This window comes from Streptomyces sp. NPDC021019 (genome assembly GCF_044333295.1).
Lineage (GTDB): Bacteria > Actinomycetota > Actinomycetes > Streptomycetales > Streptomycetaceae > Streptomyces.
The window spans coordinates 1,076,327-1,093,824 of record NZ_JBIRQR010000002.1 but is presented as its reverse complement, the minus strand read 5'-3'; the positions used below and the strand labels follow the sequence as shown (position 1 = coordinate 1,093,824).

General features: G+C 71.5%; 13 protein-coding genes and 2 pseudogenes. 7 read left to right on the top strand and 8 right to left on the bottom strand.

Going from position 1 to position 17,498, the window contains the following annotated elements:
• The first annotated feature begins 287 nt into the window (after positions 1 to 287).
• On the top strand, positions 288 to 1,169 hold the full coding sequence (locus tag ACH4RG_RS15920) for a lysozyme (protein WP_397928037.1): 882 nt from the start codon (positions 288 to 290) through the stop codon (positions 1,167 to 1,169).
• Between the two features lie 117 nt (positions 1,170 to 1,286).
• Positions 1,287 to 1,934 carry a peptidoglycan recognition family protein gene (locus tag ACH4RG_RS15915; RefSeq protein ID WP_397916936.1) on the top strand — a complete coding sequence of 216 codons (648 nt, stop codon included), beginning with the start codon at positions 1,287 to 1,289 and terminating at the stop codon, positions 1,932 to 1,934.
• Positions 1,935 to 2,044: 110 nt separating this feature from the next.
• Here ACH4RG_RS15915 and ACH4RG_RS15910 read toward each other — a convergent pair whose 3' ends face one another.
• The 3 genes and pseudogenes from ACH4RG_RS15910 to ACH4RG_RS15900 all read right to left on the bottom strand — a co-directional run.
• Entirely contained in the window at positions 2,045 to 4,585 is a 2,541-nt protein-coding gene (locus tag ACH4RG_RS15910) for an FtsX-like permease family protein (protein ID WP_398539784.1), read from the bottom strand.
• Positions 4,585 to 5,418: an ABC transporter ATP-binding protein gene (locus ACH4RG_RS15905; protein WP_397916935.1), complete on the bottom strand. Its 834-nt coding sequence runs from the start codon at positions 5,416 to 5,418 to the stop codon at positions 4,585 to 4,587. The genes ACH4RG_RS15910 and ACH4RG_RS15905 overlap by 1 nt, the downstream gene beginning before the upstream one ends.
• A 141-nt stretch (positions 5,419 to 5,559) precedes the next feature.
• Positions 5,560 to 6,287: pseudogene (locus ACH4RG_RS15900) on the bottom strand (helix-turn-helix transcriptional regulator); the annotation flags it as partial.
• A gap of 4 nt (positions 6,288 to 6,291) precedes the next feature.
• Between ACH4RG_RS15900 and ACH4RG_RS15895 the strand changes: the two are divergent.
• Positions 6,292 to 8,517, top strand: a complete 2,226-nt coding sequence (locus ACH4RG_RS15895; RefSeq protein ID WP_397916934.1) for an ATP-dependent RecD-like DNA helicase — start codon at positions 6,292 to 6,294, stop codon at positions 8,515 to 8,517.
• A gap of 214 nt (positions 8,518 to 8,731) precedes the next feature.
• On the top strand, positions 8,732 to 10,030 hold the full coding sequence (locus ACH4RG_RS15890) for a citrate synthase (RefSeq protein WP_397916933.1): 1,299 nt from the start codon (positions 8,732 to 8,734) through the stop codon (positions 10,028 to 10,030).
• Positions 10,031 to 10,556: 526 nt separating this feature from the next.
• On the opposite strand, the pseudogene ACH4RG_RS15885 reads toward ACH4RG_RS15890, so the two are convergent.
• The 3 genes and pseudogenes from ACH4RG_RS15885 to ACH4RG_RS15875 form a co-directional block, all read right to left on the bottom strand.
• Positions 10,557 to 10,823, bottom strand: a pseudogene (locus ACH4RG_RS15885) (heavy metal translocating P-type ATPase); the annotation flags it as partial.
• 141 nt (positions 10,824 to 10,964) lie between these two features.
• Positions 10,965 to 11,282: a heavy-metal-associated domain-containing protein gene (locus ACH4RG_RS15880; RefSeq protein ID WP_397928040.1), complete on the bottom strand. Its 318-nt coding sequence runs from the start codon at positions 11,280 to 11,282 to the stop codon at positions 10,965 to 10,967.
• A gap of 166 nt (positions 11,283 to 11,448) precedes the next feature.
• Complete coding sequence (locus ACH4RG_RS15875) at positions 11,449 to 12,171, bottom strand: TetR family transcriptional regulator (protein ID WP_397916931.1); 723 nt, start codon at positions 12,169 to 12,171, stop codon at positions 11,449 to 11,451.
• 158 nt (positions 12,172 to 12,329) lie between these two features.
• Here ACH4RG_RS15875 and ACH4RG_RS15870 point away from each other — a divergent pair, with 158 nt between their 5' ends.
• Together ACH4RG_RS15870 and ACH4RG_RS15865 are read left to right on the top strand one after the other, a co-directional pair.
• Positions 12,330 to 14,663, top strand: a complete 2,334-nt coding sequence (locus tag ACH4RG_RS15870; protein WP_398539685.1) for an MMPL family transporter — start codon at positions 12,330 to 12,332, stop codon at positions 14,661 to 14,663.
• 56 nt (positions 14,664 to 14,719) lie between these two features.
• Positions 14,720 to 15,472, top strand: coding sequence for a class I SAM-dependent methyltransferase (locus tag ACH4RG_RS15865; protein ID WP_398539684.1), 753 nt, complete (start codon positions 14,720 to 14,722; stop codon positions 15,470 to 15,472).
• Positions 15,473 to 15,517: 45 nt separating this feature from the next.
• Here the strand turns inward: ACH4RG_RS15865 and ACH4RG_RS15860 are convergent, their stop codons facing one another.
• Positions 15,518 to 15,709, bottom strand: a complete 192-nt coding sequence (locus tag ACH4RG_RS15860) for a helix-turn-helix transcriptional regulator (protein ID WP_398539683.1) — start codon at positions 15,707 to 15,709, stop codon at positions 15,518 to 15,520.
• Positions 15,710 to 15,949: 240 nt separating this feature from the next.
• On the opposite strand from ACH4RG_RS15860, the gene ACH4RG_RS15855 reads away from it, so the two are divergent.
• Positions 15,950 to 16,474 (top strand): DinB family protein, encoded by a 525-nt coding sequence (locus ACH4RG_RS15855; protein WP_397916929.1) that lies wholly within the window; start codon positions 15,950 to 15,952, stop codon positions 16,472 to 16,474.
• A gap of 59 nt (positions 16,475 to 16,533) precedes the next feature.
• Here the strand turns inward: ACH4RG_RS15855 and ACH4RG_RS15850 are convergent, their stop codons facing one another.
• On the bottom strand, positions 16,534 to 17,460 hold the full coding sequence (locus ACH4RG_RS15850) for a sugar phosphate isomerase/epimerase family protein (protein ID WP_397916928.1): 927 nt from the start codon (positions 17,458 to 17,460) through the stop codon (positions 16,534 to 16,536).
• Positions 17,461 to 17,498: the final 38 nt, after the last annotated feature.

Here is a 17,498-nt window from a genome sequence, read left to right as displayed (position 1 = left end):
GCAGCATAGTCAAATTTGAATACCAGAGGAAAGGGGTGGCCGGAGTCCGGCCGCCGCGCCTGCGTGTCCTGATGTTCCTGCCCGGCGGGACCGGGCGTCGGGGACCTTCAGAAGTGAAAGTTCTCGCCGCTCCGGCGACGTCTTCGCAGGTGGAGTGTGGCGACACAGGTCTAGACCGAACGGCCTCTTTACGCCTCTCGCCGCCCGTGCGTTACTCATGTCATGTCCATGGCGTCCGTTAATCGGATGCCATGGACCTCTTCCCGTCAACGTGCCCGGAGGTTGCTATGCCCGCGTACCGTTCTCCGTCCCGTCGGCTCAAGAGATCCCGAGGGGCGCTGCTCGCAGGAGCTCTCGGCAGCGCCGCGGCGCTGATCCTGTCCGCCACGGGCACGGCCGCCGCCGCGCCTCCCGCACCCGATGAGCCGGTCCGGTCCGGACAGGCGTGGATGGGGGCGGGGACCCGCATCGAGCAGGGTCCGGCGTCCTCGGCGACGGGCGGCGTGACGCCGATGGACACCAGCGGCGTCCAGGGCATCGACGTGTCCCACTGGCAGGGGGCGATCAACTGGGGCTCGGTGAAGGCCGCGGGCATCGACTTCGCCTACATGAAGGCCACCGAGGGCACGTCCTTCAAGGACAGCCGCTTCAGCGCGAACTACACCGGTTCCTACAACGCCGGCCTGATCCGGGGCGCCTACCACTTCGCCCGCCCCGACGTCTCCAACGGGGCGACGCAGGCAGGCTACTTCGCGGGCAACGGCGGAGGATGGTCCAAGGACGGCAAGACCCTCCCCGGGGTGCTGGACATCGAGCACAACCCGTACGGCGCCATGTGCTACGGGCTCTCCACGACCCAGATGCGCACGTGGATCAACGACTTCTACAACACGTACAAGGCGCGCACCACCAGGGACGTCGTCATCTACACGACGGCCGGCTGGTGGAACACCTGCACCGGGAACTGGACCGGCATGGCCGCCAAGTCACCTCTCTGGGTGGCCCATTGGGGCACCAGTAGTCCGAGCATCCCCAGCGGCTTCCCCACCTGGACGATCTGGCAGTACACGGCCACCGGCCGGGTCGCCGGGATATCCGGCGACGTGGACCGCAACAAGTTCAACGGCTCCATGACCCGCCTCCAGGCGCTCGCCAACAACACGGCGTAGAGGCCCCGCCCTCGGCACGGCCGGGTGAGCACGGCGGCTCACCCGGCCGCACCGCCGCCCCCCGTCGCAGTCACCGCCGTTGTCACTCCTACTGCCCGCACACGCCAGGAGCCCGCCGTGAACCTTCCGCAGCCGTCCCGCCGCCACGTCCTGCTCGCCGGTGCCGGCGGCCTGGCGGCAGCCGCCCTACCCGGCACGGCCCATGCCCTCGATGCCGTCGAACCGGACATCGACGCCACGTCCCGGTGGAACGCCCGCCCGCCGCGGAGCCCAGTCGAGCTGGTGGGAAAGCGGCCGACCATGATCATCGTCCACCACACGGTCAGCGCCAACACCTCCGACGTCTCCCGCGCCCAGGCCCACAAACACGCCCACTGGGTGCAAGACCTGCACATGGACAAGAACGGCTGGACCGACACCGGCTACCACTTCCTCGTCAGCCGGGGCGGCTGGATCACCGAGGGCCGCCACCAGAGCCTCGGCACGCTGCGGGCCGGCCGGGACTTCGTCCTGGGTGCGCACACCTCCGGCCAGAACGGAGCGGGCATCGGGATCGCCAACGAGGGCGCGTACCACGACGGCGCACAGCCGCCCCGGGCGCAGTGGGAGGTCCTGGTGGCGCTCTGCGCGTACACCTGCGGCCAGTACGGCATCGCGCCGAGCCGCATCTACGGCCACAAGGACTTCGGCGACACCCTCTGCCCGGGCGTACTCCACGACAAGCTGCCGCAGCTCCGCAGTGAGGTCGCGGCGAGCATGGGCTGAGCGCGGGGCGGCTCCAAAGAACCGCTCGAGGAGCGCGTGCTCACGCCTCGTCGACGGACGCGCGCACCACGGCGGGCGGGGAGCCCCGGCCCCCCGCCCCTCCGCACGCGCTACGACCACCGGCGCAGCGCCGCCCGGGCCGGCAAAGTGACGGCGAGCAGGCCCAGTCCGCCGACGGCGGCCACGAAGGACCCGTACAGCAACAGCGGTACGTACGGCGCCTCGCCCGTCGTGCCGCGCACCATCGGGACGAGCGTCGCAGCGGCGATCGCCGAGCCCAGGACCACACCGACCGTCGACACCAGCAGGCTCTCCCAGCGGAGCATCCGCAACACCTGGCGGCGGGTGGAGCCGACCAGGCGCAGCGTGCCGAGTTCGCGGCGGCGGTCGAGGACCGTCATCACCAGGGTGTTGACGGCGGCGATCGCGGCGAAGCCGCCGAGGACCCCGGCCATCGTGTTGTTGGACCACGCGCCCAACTTCGCGTCGAGGCTCCGCTCCGTGGCGAAGCCGGAGGCGTCGGTGACCTCGCCCAGGGCCGTGAGCGACTTCCCCGATCCGCCGCGCACCAGCAGGGTGCTGCCGAAACCGGACGAGACGTGGCCGGCCAGGGTCTCCCGGTCCAGAGTCACCGTGGCCAGGCCGAGGCCGCGCCCGTACACGGCGACGATCTCGGGGGCGGTCCTCGTACCGTCGGGGAGGTGGAGCGGGAGCCGGTCGCCGACGCCTGCGTCCGCCGAGTTCGCCAGGGTCCGGTCGATGGCGATCCGCCCCTCGCCGAGCCGGTCGAGGCTCCCCTCGCGCACGTCCAGGTCCTGCACCCTCGCCAGCTCCGCGCCGGTCCCGGTGACGCCCTGCGCCGCCGCGCCCTGGAGCGAGCTGAACTCCCCGGAGCCCACCGGCACCAGCACCTGGGTGTTCAGCAGGCCCACGGCCGCGTCCACGCCCGGTGTTCGCGCCGCGCGCTCCGCCGCGTCCACCGGGAGCCCGGCCGGATCCGTCACCACATGGTCCGCTGTGATGCCCGCGCGCAGTTGCCCGTCCGCGATGTGGCTCTCGCTCGTGTGCAGGAAGACGAGCGTCGAGGCGAAGGCCATGGCGAGCACGATGGGGGTGATCGCGGAGGCCAACCGCTTGGCGTTGGTACGGGAGTTGGCGGCGGCCAGCTCCCCGGCCGGGCCCGCCCCGCGCAGCGGGAGACCGAAGAGGCCCGCGCACAGCCGGGCCACCAGCGGGCCGAGCAGCGCGACGGCGAGCATGAAGCACATGACGACGCCGAGCGCCGAGCCCGCCGCGTCGTCCCCGGTGGAGTTGGCGGAGACGCCGGTGAGGAACGCGCCGCCGACCAGCGCACCGATCCCCAGCACGGTACGGATCACGCCCGGCCGCAGCCGCTCCATGGAGGCCTCGCTCAGCGCCTGGCCCGGCTTGATCCTGGCGGGCCTGCGCCCGGCCGCCCAGCCCGCGCCGAGCGCGGTGAGCAGTCCGACGGCGACGGCGACGAGGAGAGGGATGCCGGAGACGTGCACCTGGACCGCCTCCGGGATCGCGCCCCGGTCCTGCAACTGCCCGAACCACCAGTACGCGAGCCCGATACCGGGCAGGCAGCCGACGAGCCCGGCGAGCGGTGCGATGAGCAGCGCCTCGGCGGCGACCGCGCGCCGGACCTGGCGCGGGGTGGCTCCCACGGCGCGCAGCAGCGCGAACTCCCGGGCCCGCTGGGACACGGACAGGGCCACGGTCCCTGCCGCGGTGAAGACGGCGACGATGGTGGCGATGGAGCCGAAGGAGCCGCCGAGCCCGAAGAGCGTCTCCTTGGCGTAGCCGAGGCCCGGGTCCTCGACCGCGCCCCGGTCGTCGCCGGTGCGCACCTGCGCCCCGGAGCCGGCCAGGGCCCGCTCGACGGAGGCGGCGAGGGCGTCGGCACCGGTGCCGGGCTCCGCCAGGACGGCGACGGCGTCCGCCTTGCCCGGATGCCCGGCCAGCGTGGCGGCCTCGGCGTCGGAGAACCAGGCGAGCGGCTGTGCGGTACCGGTGCTCCGGGCGCTCTCCGCAGGCCCGGCCTCCGCGACGCCCGCGACGCGGAAGTCCCGCTGTCCGGCGGCGGTGTGCAGGGCGAGGGTGTCGCCGACGGCGACCTTCGCCGTGCCGGCCGTCCCCGCGTCGAGGACGACCTCGCCCGTACGGGGCGCGGAACCGGCGGTCAGCGCGGTACCGGTGAAGACGTGCGAGCCCCAGCCGTGCGCGGTGAACGCGGTTTCGGCGACGGGCAGTTCACGGCCCTCCCGGTCGGCCCCGGGGCCCGCCGCCCGCACCGGGAAGGTGAAGTCCGCGACGGCGGCGGCCACGCCGGGAGCCCCGGCGGCCTTCGCCGCCAACCCGGCGTCCACCCGTGCGGTGTCGGGCAGCGGGACCGCCTCCTCCTCGCGGTCCTCCCCGCTGCCCGTGACGACGTACCTGTACTGGTCCGCCGCCGCGACGACCGGTGCGTCCGCGTACCGCTCCGGCGGCACCGACGCGCGCACCCCGGTCTCCAGCAGGATCCCGCAGGCCGTGACGATCAGCGCGGACATCATCAGCGCCACGAAGGTCCCCGCGAAGGAGGCGGGCTTGAAGCGGACGGCCGCGCGGGCGAGCCCGTTGGGACGCATCACGCCGCCGCCCCCGCTCCCGCCATCGCGCCCGCACCGGCGGTACGGGCGGTGAGCGCGCTCATCCGCTGCGCGATCTGCTCGGCCGAACCGCGCTCCAGCCCCCCGGCGAACGACCCGTCCGCGAGGAACAGCACCCGGTCGGCCCAGGCGGCGGCGGTCGGGTCGTGGGTGACCATGACGACGGTGGCCCCGGCGGAGTCGACGGCGTGCCGCAACAGGCCCAGCACCTCGGCGGCGGTGCCGGTGTCCAGGGCCCCGGTGGGCTCGTCGGCGAACACCACGTCGGGGGCGGTCACCAGGGCGCGGGCCACGGCCACCCGCTGCTGCTGGCCGCCGGACAGCTCGCCGGGCCTCCGCCGCGCCTTGTCGGCGAGGCCGACCTGCGCGAGCACCCCGGCCGCCCGGCGGCGGTCCTGGCGCTTTCCGGCGAGGCGCAGGGGCAGCAGGACGTTCTGCTCCACGGTCAGCGAGGGCAGCAGGTTGAAGGCCTGGAAGACGAAGCCGAGGCGGCTGCGGCGCACCTCGGTGAGCTGGTTCTCGTTCATCCCGGTGATCTCCGTACCGCCGAGGCGCACGGACCCAGCCGAGGGCCGGTCGAGCCCGGCGGCGCACTGGAGGAAGGTGGACTTGCCGGACCCGGACGGCCCCATGATCGCGGTGAACGTACCGCGCGGCAGGGCGAGATCGACGCCCGCGAGGGCGTGCACGGCACCCGCGCCGCGCCCGTACTGCCGCCGGACGCCGCGCAGTTCGACGGCGAGCCCGGGTGTGGCGGCCGGGGGCTCCGGCCGGTCGCCCGCCGTGTGCCGCTTGTCCCTGCGTAGCCTCATGTTCCGTTCCGCCCTCTCGCGATCCGCTTGTAGCGCTGTACCGACGAGAGGCAGGGTGCGGGGACGGCCGGGCACGGGGCGTCATACCGGGGAGCCAAAAGGGAAGTGCTACCGGGGTAGGGGGCGAAACGCGAACCCCTGTCAGGTGCGCCGCGCGCTGCTCGCCAGGCGGTCCGCGAACGCGGCGACCCGGTCGCGCACATCGGCGGGGCGGTCGATGACGAACGGCCGGTCGGGGGAGGCGAGTACCACCGGCAGCCAGTCGAGCCGCTCCGCTCGGATCTCGACGCGCGACCGACGCTCGGTCACGGGGCCATGCCCTCCACCCGCACCGCCTCTGCGTCCTCCGCCCCCGCGATGCTCGCGGGCAGCCGGGCACGGATCTGCTCGACCGTCCCGTGGACCCGCACGGTCACCTCGTACCGGTAGGCCGCCGTGGCGAGGCCGGCCAGGAGCCGCTCCGCAGGGTCCGCTCCCGCGGGTTCCTCGAAGGGCCCCGGCAGGGCCCTGGCGTCCAGGATGCGGTCGAGCCGCAGGTTCCGGTCCTCCCCGCTCGCCGGGCCGCCGCCGGTGACGTACCACCGGCCGGAGTGGGCCACGATCCCGTACGGATGCAGCGTGCGGTCGCTGCGCCGGCCCACGCGGTCGGTGTGCCTGACCGCGACCGGTCTGCGGTGGCGCACCGCGTCGGCGACCGTCAGGAGTACCTCGGCGCCCGGGGCGTCGAACGAGCCGGACGAGGCGGTGGAGGCGAGGGACTCCAGCACCGTGTCGAGGCGGCGGGCCATCCGCCCAGCAGCGGGCCCACGGCCGCCGCCCGACGGGCCCCGGGCCGCGAACCGCCCTGTCAGTGCCACCCGGTAGCGTCGGGTCATGTCCAACATGGCCGTCCTCGAAGGGGTCCTGGAGCGGATCACCTACGCCAACGAGGAGAACGGGTACACGGTCGCCCGCGTCGACACCGGACGCGGGGCCGGTGACCTCCTCACCGTCGTCGGTGCGCTGCTCGGCGCGCAGGTCGGCGAATCGCTGCGGATGGAGGGCCGTTGGGGCTCGCACGCGCAGTACGGCAAGCAGTTCACCGTGGAGAACTACACCACTGTGCTGCCCGCCACCATCCAGGGCATTCGCCGCTATCTCGGCTCCGGGCTGATCAAGGGGATCGGGCCGGTGATGGCCGACCGGATCACCACCCACTTCGGCGTCGACACCCTCGACATCATCGAGCAGGAGCCGAAACGCCTGGTCGAAGTCCCCGGCCTCGGCCCCAAACGCACGAAGATGATCGCGACCGCCTGGGAGGAGCAGAAGGCGATCAAGGAGGTCATGGTCTTCCTCCAGAGCGTCGAGGTCTCCACCTCCATCGCCGTCCGCATCTACAAGAAGTACGAGGACGCCTCGATCTCCGTCGTGAAGAACCAGCCCTACCGGCTGGCCGCCGACGTCTGGGGCATCGGCTTCCTCACCGCCGACCGGATCGCCCAGGCCGTCGGCATTCCGCACGACAGCCCCGAGCGGGTCAAGGCCGGCCTCCAGTACGCCCTGTCCCAGTCCTCCGACCAGGGGCACTGCTACCTCCCCGAGGAACGGCTCATCGCGGACGGCGTCAAGCTGCTCCAGGTCGACACCGGGCTGGTCATCGAGTGCCTGGCCGAGCTGGCCGCCGATCCGGAGGGCGTCGTACGGGAGAAGGTGCCGTCCCCCGAGGGCGGTGAACCGGTCACCGCCGTCTACCTGGTCCCCTTCCACCGGGCCGAGCTGTCCCTCGCCGGGCAGGTGCGCCGCCTGCTGAAGACCGGCGAGGACCGCATGCCGGCCTTCCGGGACGTGGACTGGGACAAGGCCCTGGCCTGGCTCGCCACCCGTACGGGGGCCACCCTCGCGCCCGAGCAGGAGCAGGCCGTACGGCTCGCGCTCAGCCGGAAGGTGGCCGTCCTGACCGGCGGCCCCGGCTGCGGGAAGTCGTTCACCGTACGGTCCATCGTCGAGCTGGCCCGGGCGAAGAAGGCCAAGGTGGTGCTCGCCGCCCCCACCGGGCGCGCCGCCAAACGCCTCTCGGAGCTGACCGGGGCCGAGGCGTCCACCGTGCACCGGCTCCTGGAGCTGAAGCCGGGCGGGGACGCGGCCTACGACCGGGACCGCCCGCTGGACGCGGATCTGGTCGTCGTGGACGAGGCGTCGATGCTCGATCTGCTGCTCGCCAACAAGCTCGTGAAGGCGGTGGCACCCGGTGCCCACCTCCTCCTCGTGGGCGACGTCGACCAGCTGCCCTCGGTCGGCGCGGGGGAGGTGCTGGGCGATCTGCTCGCGGAGGGCGGCCCGGTCCCCGCCGTCCGGCTCACCCGGATCTTCCGCCAGGCCCAGCAGTCCGGCGTCGTGACCAACGCCCACCGGATCAACGCCGGGCAGCCGCCGCTCACGGAGGGGCTGAGCGACTTCTTCCTCTTCGTGGAGGACGAGACGGAGGACGCGGGCAAGCTCGCCGTCGATGTGGCGGCCCGTCGCGTTCCGGCCAAATTCGGCCTCGATCCCCGCCGTGACGTGCAGGTACTCGCGCCGATGCACCGGGGCCCGGCGGGTGCGGGGAATCTGAACGGGCTGCTCCAGCAGGCCATCACCCCGGGCCGCCCCGACCTCCCCGAGAAGCGGTTCGGCGGCCGGGTCTTCCGGGTCGGCGACAAGGTCACCCAGATCCGAAACAACTACGACAAGGGCGAGAACGGCGTCTTCAACGGCACGGTCGGCGTTGTCACCGGCCTTGACCTGGACGAACAGAAGCTCACCGTCCACACCGACGAGGACGAGGAGATCGGGTACGACTTCGACGAGCTGGACGAGCTCGCCCACGCGTACGCCATGACCATCCACCGCTCCCAGGGCAGCGAGTACCCGGCCGTCGTCATCCCGGTCACCACCAGCGCCTGGATGATGCTCCAGCGCAACCTGCTCTACACGGCCGTGACGAGGGCCAAGAAGCTGGTGGTCCTGGTCGGCTCCCGTAAGGCGATCGGCCAGGCGGTCCGCACGGTTTCCGCAGGCAGACGCTGTACGGCACTGGATTTCCGGCTCCGGGGCGGCTCGGGAGAAGACTTCGTGTGAGCCGTGGCAAAAATGATCGATCAAATCGGTGGGAAACATCACGGAGGTCTTCCGGAACCGCAGTCAAGGGGGCAGGATGAGTAAGTTGGCGGCACTCAGTGCCGCCAATGAGTCCAATGGACGACCCCGAGTGCACTCTCCTGAGCCGAATGGGGGAGGGTGGAAGACAGTCAGGGCACCTCGAAGAAGAGGCACTACGTCGGTGAGGGATGACGTGAGCGAGCACACCAACAACGCTGTAGTACTGCGGTACGGCGATGACGAGTACACCTACCCGGTGATCAACAGCACCGTCGGCGACAAGGGCTTCGACATCGGGAAGCTCCGGGCCAATACCGGCCTGGTGACGCTGGACAGCGGATACGGCAACACCGCCGCCTATAAATCCGCCGTCACGTACCTCGACGGTGAGCAGGGCATTCTGCGCTACCGCGGATATCCGATCGAGCAGCTCGCCGAGCGCTCGTCGTTCCTCGAGGTCGCGTACACGCTGATCAACGGCGATCTGCCGAAGGTCGACGAGCTGGCGACCTTCAAGAACGAGATCACCCAGCACACGCTGCTGCACGAGGACGTCAAGCGGTTCTTCGACGGCTTCCCGCGCGACGCCCACCCGATGGCCATGCTGTCCTCGGTCGTCAGCGCGCTCTCCACGTTCTACCAGGACAGCCACAACCCGTTCGACGAGCAGCAGCGTCACCTCTCGACGATCCGCCTCCTGGCGAAGCTTCCGACGATCGCGGCGTACGCCTACAAGAAGTCGATCGGGCACCCCTTCGTCTACCCGCGCAACGACCTCGGGTACGTCGAGAACTTCCTGCGCATGACCTTCTCGGTCCCCGCCCAGGAGTACGAGCTGGACCCGGTCGTCGTCTCGGCGCTGGACAAGCTGCTCATCCTGCACGCGGACCACGAGCAGAACTGTTCGACCTCCACCGTGCGTCTGGTCGGCTCCTCGCAGGCGAACATGTTCGCCTCGATCTCCGCCGGCATCTCGGCGCTGTGGGGCCCCCTGCACGGTGGCGCCAACCAGTCGGTCCTGGAGATGCTGGAAGGCATCCAGGCCAACGGCGGCGACGTCGACTCCTTCATCCGCAAGGTGAAGAACAAGGAGGACGGCGTCCGCCTGATGGGCTTCGGCCACCGGGTGTACAAGTCGTTCGACCCGCGCGCCAAGATCATCAAGGCCGCCGCCCACGACGTGCTGTCCGCGCTCGGCAAGTCCGACGAGCTGCTCGACATCGCGCTCAAGCTGGAGGAGCACGCGCTCTCCGACGAGTACTTCGTCTCGCGCAACCTCTACCCCAACGTGGACTTCTACACCGGTCTGATCTACCGGGCCATGGGCTTCCCGACCGAGATGTTCACCGTGCTCTTCGCGCTCGGCCGGCTTCCCGGCTGGATCGCCCAGTGGCACGAGATGATCAAGGAGCCGGGTTCTCGCATCGGCCGCCCGCGTCAGATCTACACCGGCGAGGTCCTGCGCGACTTCGTCCCGGTCGAGGGCCGCTGACCCGCACCTCGTACCCCCCGGTAGTGCCCGGCCTCTTCGGCCGACTGTCTTCGCCCCGCGTACCGCGCTTCGCACAGAGCGCGGTGTCCGGGGCGATTCGGCGTCGTACGGGCCGTCGCGCGGCGCGTACGGCGGTCGAGCGGGCTCATGCGGGGCGCGTACGGGGCTCGACCGAGTGGGCGGGAAAGCGAGAAACGCCCCGCCGCCGATCCCCCCACGGGTCGACGGTCGGGGCGTTTCCCATATCCCGGAGCGGATTCCCCCCACGGGATCCGGCCGGGCGTCTGTACGGAGCCGAAGCTCCCGTTCTTCTGTTGTGCCGCGGTCCGCCGGGGTCCGTACGCACGGGAGGGCCGCTCAAAGCTCCCCGGTGCACGTGCCCCGGCCACCGCTTGCCACAGGAGCGTCCCCCAAGACACTCCATCGGACGTCCCCCAAGACATCCTTGGCTCGCACTCTAAGACTCACGAACCCACCGGATGGTTACCCTGAAACCGGTGTGATCTAAATCTCTTTGTGGAAGTTGCGTGAAGGCACGCAACCGTAGGCTGTTCGTGACGACGAACATGGACGTAAACGCCATGACGGCTCCCCCGATCACAGGGTTGAGCAGGTCACTTGCAGCCAGGGGCAAGGCCGCGACGTTGCCTCCGCGGGCCCTGAGGGGGTTGCCCCCGATGGTGGCCAGCGTACGCCTGGAAAGGCGGATCTCGTCAGCCGTCACCTTGAGATCTCCACGAACCGGTGTGAGGTCGCTCGCCCCGGTCGCCAGGTCCGCCCCGGTGCCCGTCGCCCGCGGACCTCGTCCCGTCATCGTGATGTGCGGGAGGCCGGGCTGCCGGGAGACGCGGATCGGGCCGTACCCCACCGATGTCGACCGGTGAGGTGCGGCCCGACGGCGGGCGAACGGGGTGGTGGCTGCTCCGGCCGGTCTTCAGGCGGCCGGACCGAGGAGCTCGTACCCGGCCTCGTCGACGGCGGCGCGGACGGCGTCCTCGGCCAGCGGGGCCTTGGACGTGACGGTGACCAGGCCGGTGGCGGCGACGGCCGCGACCGAGGTCACGCCCGCGATCCCGGAGATCTCCTCCGCGATGGAGCCCTCGCAGTGGCCGCAGGTCATGCCTTTGACCTGGTACACGGTGGTGATCCCGTCGGTCTGGTCGATCCGCACGTCGGTCGCGCCGTCGTGGCAGGAACCAGTGGGCGTGCAGCAGGAACCGGTGGACTGGGTGGTCTCTGTCTCGGCGGTCATGGCGTTCTCCTCTTCGCGAACACGTTACGGCGGCGTGGCGGGGCGCGGGGGGCCATGGAGGGCCCCGGCGATCCGCCGTATCCACACTATACCCCTAGGGGGTATAAATGCGATCCGGTGGCACCGTGCGCCGGTCCCGTGGTCGTCCCGGGTGTGTGCGGGTCGCCTACGGCGTCTGCTGGGCCCGGCGGCGCACATCGTCGCCGACCAGGGGGTCCAGGTAGCGGAACATGATCGTCTTCAGCTCCTGGACGTAGGCCGCGCGCTCCTCGCCCTCGTGGGCCATGATCAGGTCCAGCCCGGCCTTGAAGAGCATGAAGGTCATGTCGGCGATGCGACGGACCTGGTCGCCCGGTACGTCCGGGAGGTAGCCGGCGAGCACCGATTCGACCCGCGTCAGCATCGTGGCGTGCAGCGTGTCGTGCTCCTCGGTGATCCGGCCGGGGATCTCCGAGCCGTGCATCAGGACGGAGAAGGCCGGGTTCTCGCAGTTGAAGGCGATCAGTGGGTCGAGGACGGCGTCCAGCATGCGGTCGAGCGGCAGCTCGATATGGCTCTGGGTGAAGGCGGCGCCGTAGGTGTCCCGCCAGCGGTTGAGCAGCTGGTCCCCCAGCTCGACGGCGATGGCCTCCTTGTTCGGGAAGAACTGGTAGAGAGTGCCCGGCGACACCCCGGCCTCGCGGGCGATGGCGTTGGTGCTCGACGCGGTGTAGCCGCTGGTGCAGAAGACGCTGGCGGCGGCCTGGAGCAGTTGGGCGATGCGGGCCTCGCCGCGGGCCTGGCGGCGCCGCGGGCGGGCGGATCCCGGCGCTCCGCCATCCGCTCCGACGGTGGATCCGCCGTCCGCTCCGTCCGCTGCGGCGCCCTTGGTGGCTTTGGCCTCCGACACGGTCAATCCCCGGCTCTCATGATGCGGTTGACAAACGCGAGTGCCCGCTCGCATTCTAGTGAAACGCGAGCGACCACTCGTGTTTGCCAAGGTACGTGGCAACGACCGACCCATGCTGCCTTGTGCTGCCCGGGTCTCGGTGAAGGGGACACCGCACCATGTCCGAAGTCAACCGTTCCGCGCCGCCCTCGATCGGCGGCTGGTCCCGGCTCGTCACCGCCCGGCCGCGGCTCGCGCTGCTGGCCGCGCTGGTGATCACCGCGCTCGCCGTGTTCGCGGGGAGCGGGGTGGCGGACCGGATGGGCAGCGGCGGCTGGCAGGCCCCCGACGCCGAGTCGACCTACGCCACCGAGGTGCTGGCGACGGAGTTCCCCGCCTCCCAGCCCAACCTGCTCCTGCTGGTGGACAGCGGCTCCGCGACCGTCGACGACCCGGCGGTGGCCGCCGAAGCCACCCGTCTGGTCGAGCGGCTGAAGGCCGAGCCGGGAATCTCGGGCATCGGGTCCTACTGGGAGACCGCGTCCCCCACCCTGCGCTCCGAGGACGGTCACGAGGCGGTCATCGCCGCCCGGATCGGGGGCGACGAGAAGACCGCGGGCGAGACCCTCGACCGGATCGCCCCGGCCTTCGCGGGGGAGCGGGGGCCGGTGACGGTCTCCCTCGGCGGGCCCGTGGCGGTGCAGCACGAGATGCAGACGATCATCCAGGAGGATCTGCTGCGGGCCGAGCTGATCGCCCTGCCGGTGACGCTCGTGCTGCTGGTCATGGTCTTCGGCAGCGCCGTCGCCGCGATGCTGCCGCTGGGTGTCGGCATCGTCGCCATCCTCGGCACCAACGCCGTACTGCGGGGCCTGACGGAGTTCACCGACGTCTCGGTCTTCGCCATGAACCTCACGACGGCGCTCGGCCTCGGACTCGCCATCGACTACGCCCTGTTCATCGTCCGACGCTTCCGCGAGGAGTTGGCCGGAGGTGCGGACCCCCGGGCCGCGGTGGGCGCGACGCTGCGGACCGCCGGGCGTACGGTGCTGTTCTCGGCGCTGACCGTGGCGGTGTCCCTGTCGGCCATGCTCGTCTTCCCGCAGTACTTCCTGCGGTCCTTCGCCTACGCCGGGATCGCCGTGGTCCTCCTGGCCGCCGCTGCCGCGCTGATCCTGCTGCCCGCCGCTCTCGTGCTGCTCGGCCACCGGGTCAACTCGCTGGATCTGCGCCGCCTCTTCCGCCGCCGGAAGAAGGCGGCCGCCGGCGCCGGTGCGTCGCCCGGCAGGGGGTGGGCGCGGCTGTCGGTTCTGGTGATGCGCAGGGCGCCCGTCTTCGCCGTCGTCACCACCGTCGGGCTCCTGCTGCTCGGACTGCCCTTCCTGGGCGTCAAGTTCGGCACGGCGGACGACCGCCAGCTGCCGGCCGGAGCGGAGTCCCGGGTCGTCCAGGAACACATGCGCGACGGGTTCCCCGGCAGCCCCGGCGGCGGCCTGGAGGTGCTGGCCGAGGGGCAGGGGTCCCCCGCCGAGTACGCGGAGCTGAAGGGCCGGATCGAGCGGCTCCCCGGCGTCCTGCGGGTCGACGGCCCGGTCACCGGGGACTCCGTCGCCTTCTTCGGCGTGCTGCCCGAGGGGGCAGCCGTCGGAGAGGAGGCCCAGCAGCTCGTACGGGACCTGAGGGCCGTGCAGTCCGCCCCCTCCCTCGACACCTCGGTGACGGGCACGGCCGCGGTCCTCGTCGACTCCAAGGACGCCATAGCCGACCGGCTGCCCTGGGCGGTGGGGATCATCGTGGTGGTCACCCTGCTCCTGGTCTTCCTGCTCACCGGCAGTGTGCTCATCCCGCTCCAGGCGGTCGTGCTCAACGCCCTCAGCCTGACCGCGATGTTCGGAGCGGTGGTCTGGGTCTTCCAGGACGGGAATCTCTCCGGGCCGCTCGCCTTCACCAGCACGGGCGACATCGAGACGACGCTGCCCGTCCTGATGTTCTGCGTCGCCTTCGGACTCTCCATGGACTACGGGGTCTTCCTGATATCCCGGATCAAGGAGGAGCACGACCGCACGGGCGACCACGAGCACTCCGTCACCTTCGGACTCCGGCACACCGGCGGACTGATCACCGCGGCCGCCGTGATCCTCGCGGTCGTCATGGTGGCCATCGGCACCTCGCGGGTCACCAACACCAAGATGCTCGGACTCGGCATCGCCCTCGCCGTCCTGATGGACGCCATGGTGGTACGGGGCCTGCTGGTCCCCGCGGTGATGAAGCTGATGGGCCGCTCCACCTGGTGGGCCCCCGCGCCTCTGCGCTCCCTCCACCGCAGGTTCGGCCTCAGCGAAGGGAGCGGGGAAGCCGTTCGGAAACAGCCCTCGGGGAAGCCGGGAACACCCCCGGAGCAGGCCCCGGAGGGCCCGCGGGGCACCGAACGGGTGGAGGTCGGTGGGCCCGCCTCCCCGCCCGCCCCGGAAGCCGCCAGGGGCCTGCCCACGGCATCGGCGAAACACCGCTGACCTGGGGTTTTATGCTCCAGCTGGCTAGAATTACTCCATCGGAGAAGGGGGCCCGGATGGACCGGAACGTGACGACGACGGACGATGTGCTGGCACTGATGGACGGGCTGTTCGCCCCGGCGGCGGACCGGTGGACGGCCGGCGGGGCGTCCTGGTGGGACGACTTCTACGCGGACCGTTCGAGGACGGTGCCGTTCTTCGTGGACAAGCCCGACGAGAGTCTGGACGGGTATCTCCGCGAGGGGCTGATCACCCCGGACCGCGCGCTCGACCTCGGCTGCGGACCAGGCCGCAACGCGCTGCACCTGGCCGCGCTCGGCTTCGACGTCGACGGGGTCGACCTCTCGCCGGAGGCGATCGCCTGGGCGCGGGAGCGGGCGGAGAGCGCGGGAGCCCACGGCGTCCGGTTCCACCGGGGCGACGCGTTCGCACTGACGGCGGCGGGGGCCGCCCTGGCCGGGCCCTACGACCTGATCCACGACTCCGGCTGCTTCCACCACCTGCCGCCCCACCGGCGCATCAGCTACCTCGCCCTCCTGGAGCGCTGCCTCGCGCCCGGCGGCCACTTCGCGCTCACCTGCTTCGCCGCCGGTGAGGGCGGAATGGGCTCGGAGCTGCCGGACGCCGAGCTCTACCGGACGGGGGGCCTCCAGGGGGGACTCGCCTACTCGCCCGAGGCGCTGCGCCACGTCTTCTCCGGCCTGACGGAGATCGAGCTGCGCCGGATGAACGACGAGGATCCCCCCTCCCCGCTCTTCGGGAAGTCGTTCCTCTGGACGGCCCTCTTCCGGGCGCCCGCCCGGGACTGACGGGCCCGGGCCGGGGAGGGCGGGGGGCACTGTGCGGGCGGGGTGTCAGCGGCCCCGGTCGCGGGGGCGGGAGGCGACCCACGCGCGGACGGTGTCTCCGTACCAGTACGGCTTCCCGTTCTTCACCTGGTCGGGCGGGGGCAGGAGCCCGTGCTTGCGATAGGAGCGGACGGTGTCCGGCTGGACCTGGATGTGCGCGGCAATGTCCTTGTAGGACCAGAGCGTTCTGTCGGTCATCAGTGACACCTCTCAGGGCTTCTCTGCTGCGCTCCGCAGCACGGGCTGACGATCACTCAGCCCGTGCCCGGTTGAACGACCCGGGCGGCTGGCGGCGTGGGGCTGTCGACCGACTGTGACAGAAACCACGCGTAACCGAGATATGTGTGTCAAAACGGTTACTGCTGTGGCAGAAGGGATGAACCGGCCCGGTGGTGCGGGCCGGGGCCGTTGTCGGACCCGGCTGCCACGATGGGGGGCATGAGTACTTCCGAACGCCCGATGCCCCCTCTGGTCGCCGATGAACGCGTCTCCCTGGAGAGCTGGCTCGACTTCTACCGCGCCACCCTCGCCCAGAAGTGCGCGGATCTGCCCGAGAAGGGGCTGCGCGAGGCGTCCGCCGCACCGTCGCCGATCACCTTGCTCGGACTGCTCCAACACCTGGCGGAGGTCGAGCGCAACTGGTTCCGCCGCGTGCTCGCGCAGGAGGACGCCCCGCCGCTCCACGCCCCTCCGGCCGGTGGCGGGGACGGAGCCGAGGGCCGTGACGGCGGCTGGGAGCTGGCCGAGGACGCCACCCACGAGCGGGCGCTCGCCCAGTGGGAGGCCGAGGTGGCACGGGCCCGGCAGAACTGCGCGGCCCGGGCGCTCGACGACACCAGCCCGTTCATGGGCGCACAGGTCACCCTGCGGTGGATCTACACCCACATGATCGGCGAGTACGCGCGGCACTGCGGCCACGCCGACCTGATCCGCGAACGCGTCGACGGAAGCACGGGGATCTGACCCGGGGCAGTCGGGGCGGTACGGCAGCCGAGGGCCGGAGCCCGACGCGTCCGGCGGGCTCAGGCCGGGGCGCCGGGCCCTCCGCAGGAGCGGAGGAACTCCCGGGTGCGGCGGGCGATGGGCAACGGCTTGTCCGGCGCACACGGATACATGTCCTGCTCCACGATCGCGAACAGGTCGACGTCCAGGGCCCGGGCCGCTTCCAGGACCGGCTCCAGCGCGGGCACCCCGCCGGGCGGCTCGCACATCACGCCCCTGGCCACCGCCGGGCCGAACGGCACCTCGTCCGCCACCACCGTCGCCAGGATCTCCGGATCGACCTGCTTGAGGTGGAGGTAGCCGATGCGTTCCCCGTACGTCTCGATGAGCTTGACGCTGTCGCCGCCGCAGTAGGCGTAGTGCCCGGTGTCCAGGCAGAGCGAGACGAGATCCGGATCGGTGGCGTCCAGGAAGCGGTTGACGTTCTCCTCGGTGTCGATGTGGGTGTCGGCGTGCGGGTGGACGACGATCCGCAGCCCGAAACGCTCCCGGACCTCCCGGCCCAGCCGCTCCGTCTGCGCGGTCAGCTCACGCCACTGCGCGGGCGTGAGCACCCGGTCCTCCAGCACCTCGCCCGTCTTGTCGTCGCGCCAGAAGGACGGGATGACGACCAGGTGCTCGGCGCCCATCGCCCGGGTCAGTCCGGCGATGTCCGCGACATGCGCCCACGTCCGGTCCCAGACGTCCGGGCCGTGGTGCAGTCCGGTGAAGACGGTCCCGGCCGAGACGGTGAGCCCCCGCTCGCGGGTCTCGTCGGCCAGCCGCGCCGGGTCGGTGGGCAGATAGCCGTACGGGCCGAGTTCGATCCACGCGTACCCGGCCTCGGCCACCTCGTCGAGGAAGCGCTGCCACGGCACCTGACGCGGGTCGTCGGGGAACCAGACACCCCAGGAGTCGGGGGCCGAGCCGATACGGATGCGGGCCGAGGAGCGGACGGAGGGGGTCATAACGCCCAGCCTCAGGGCCCGCGAGGAAGAGTGTCAAG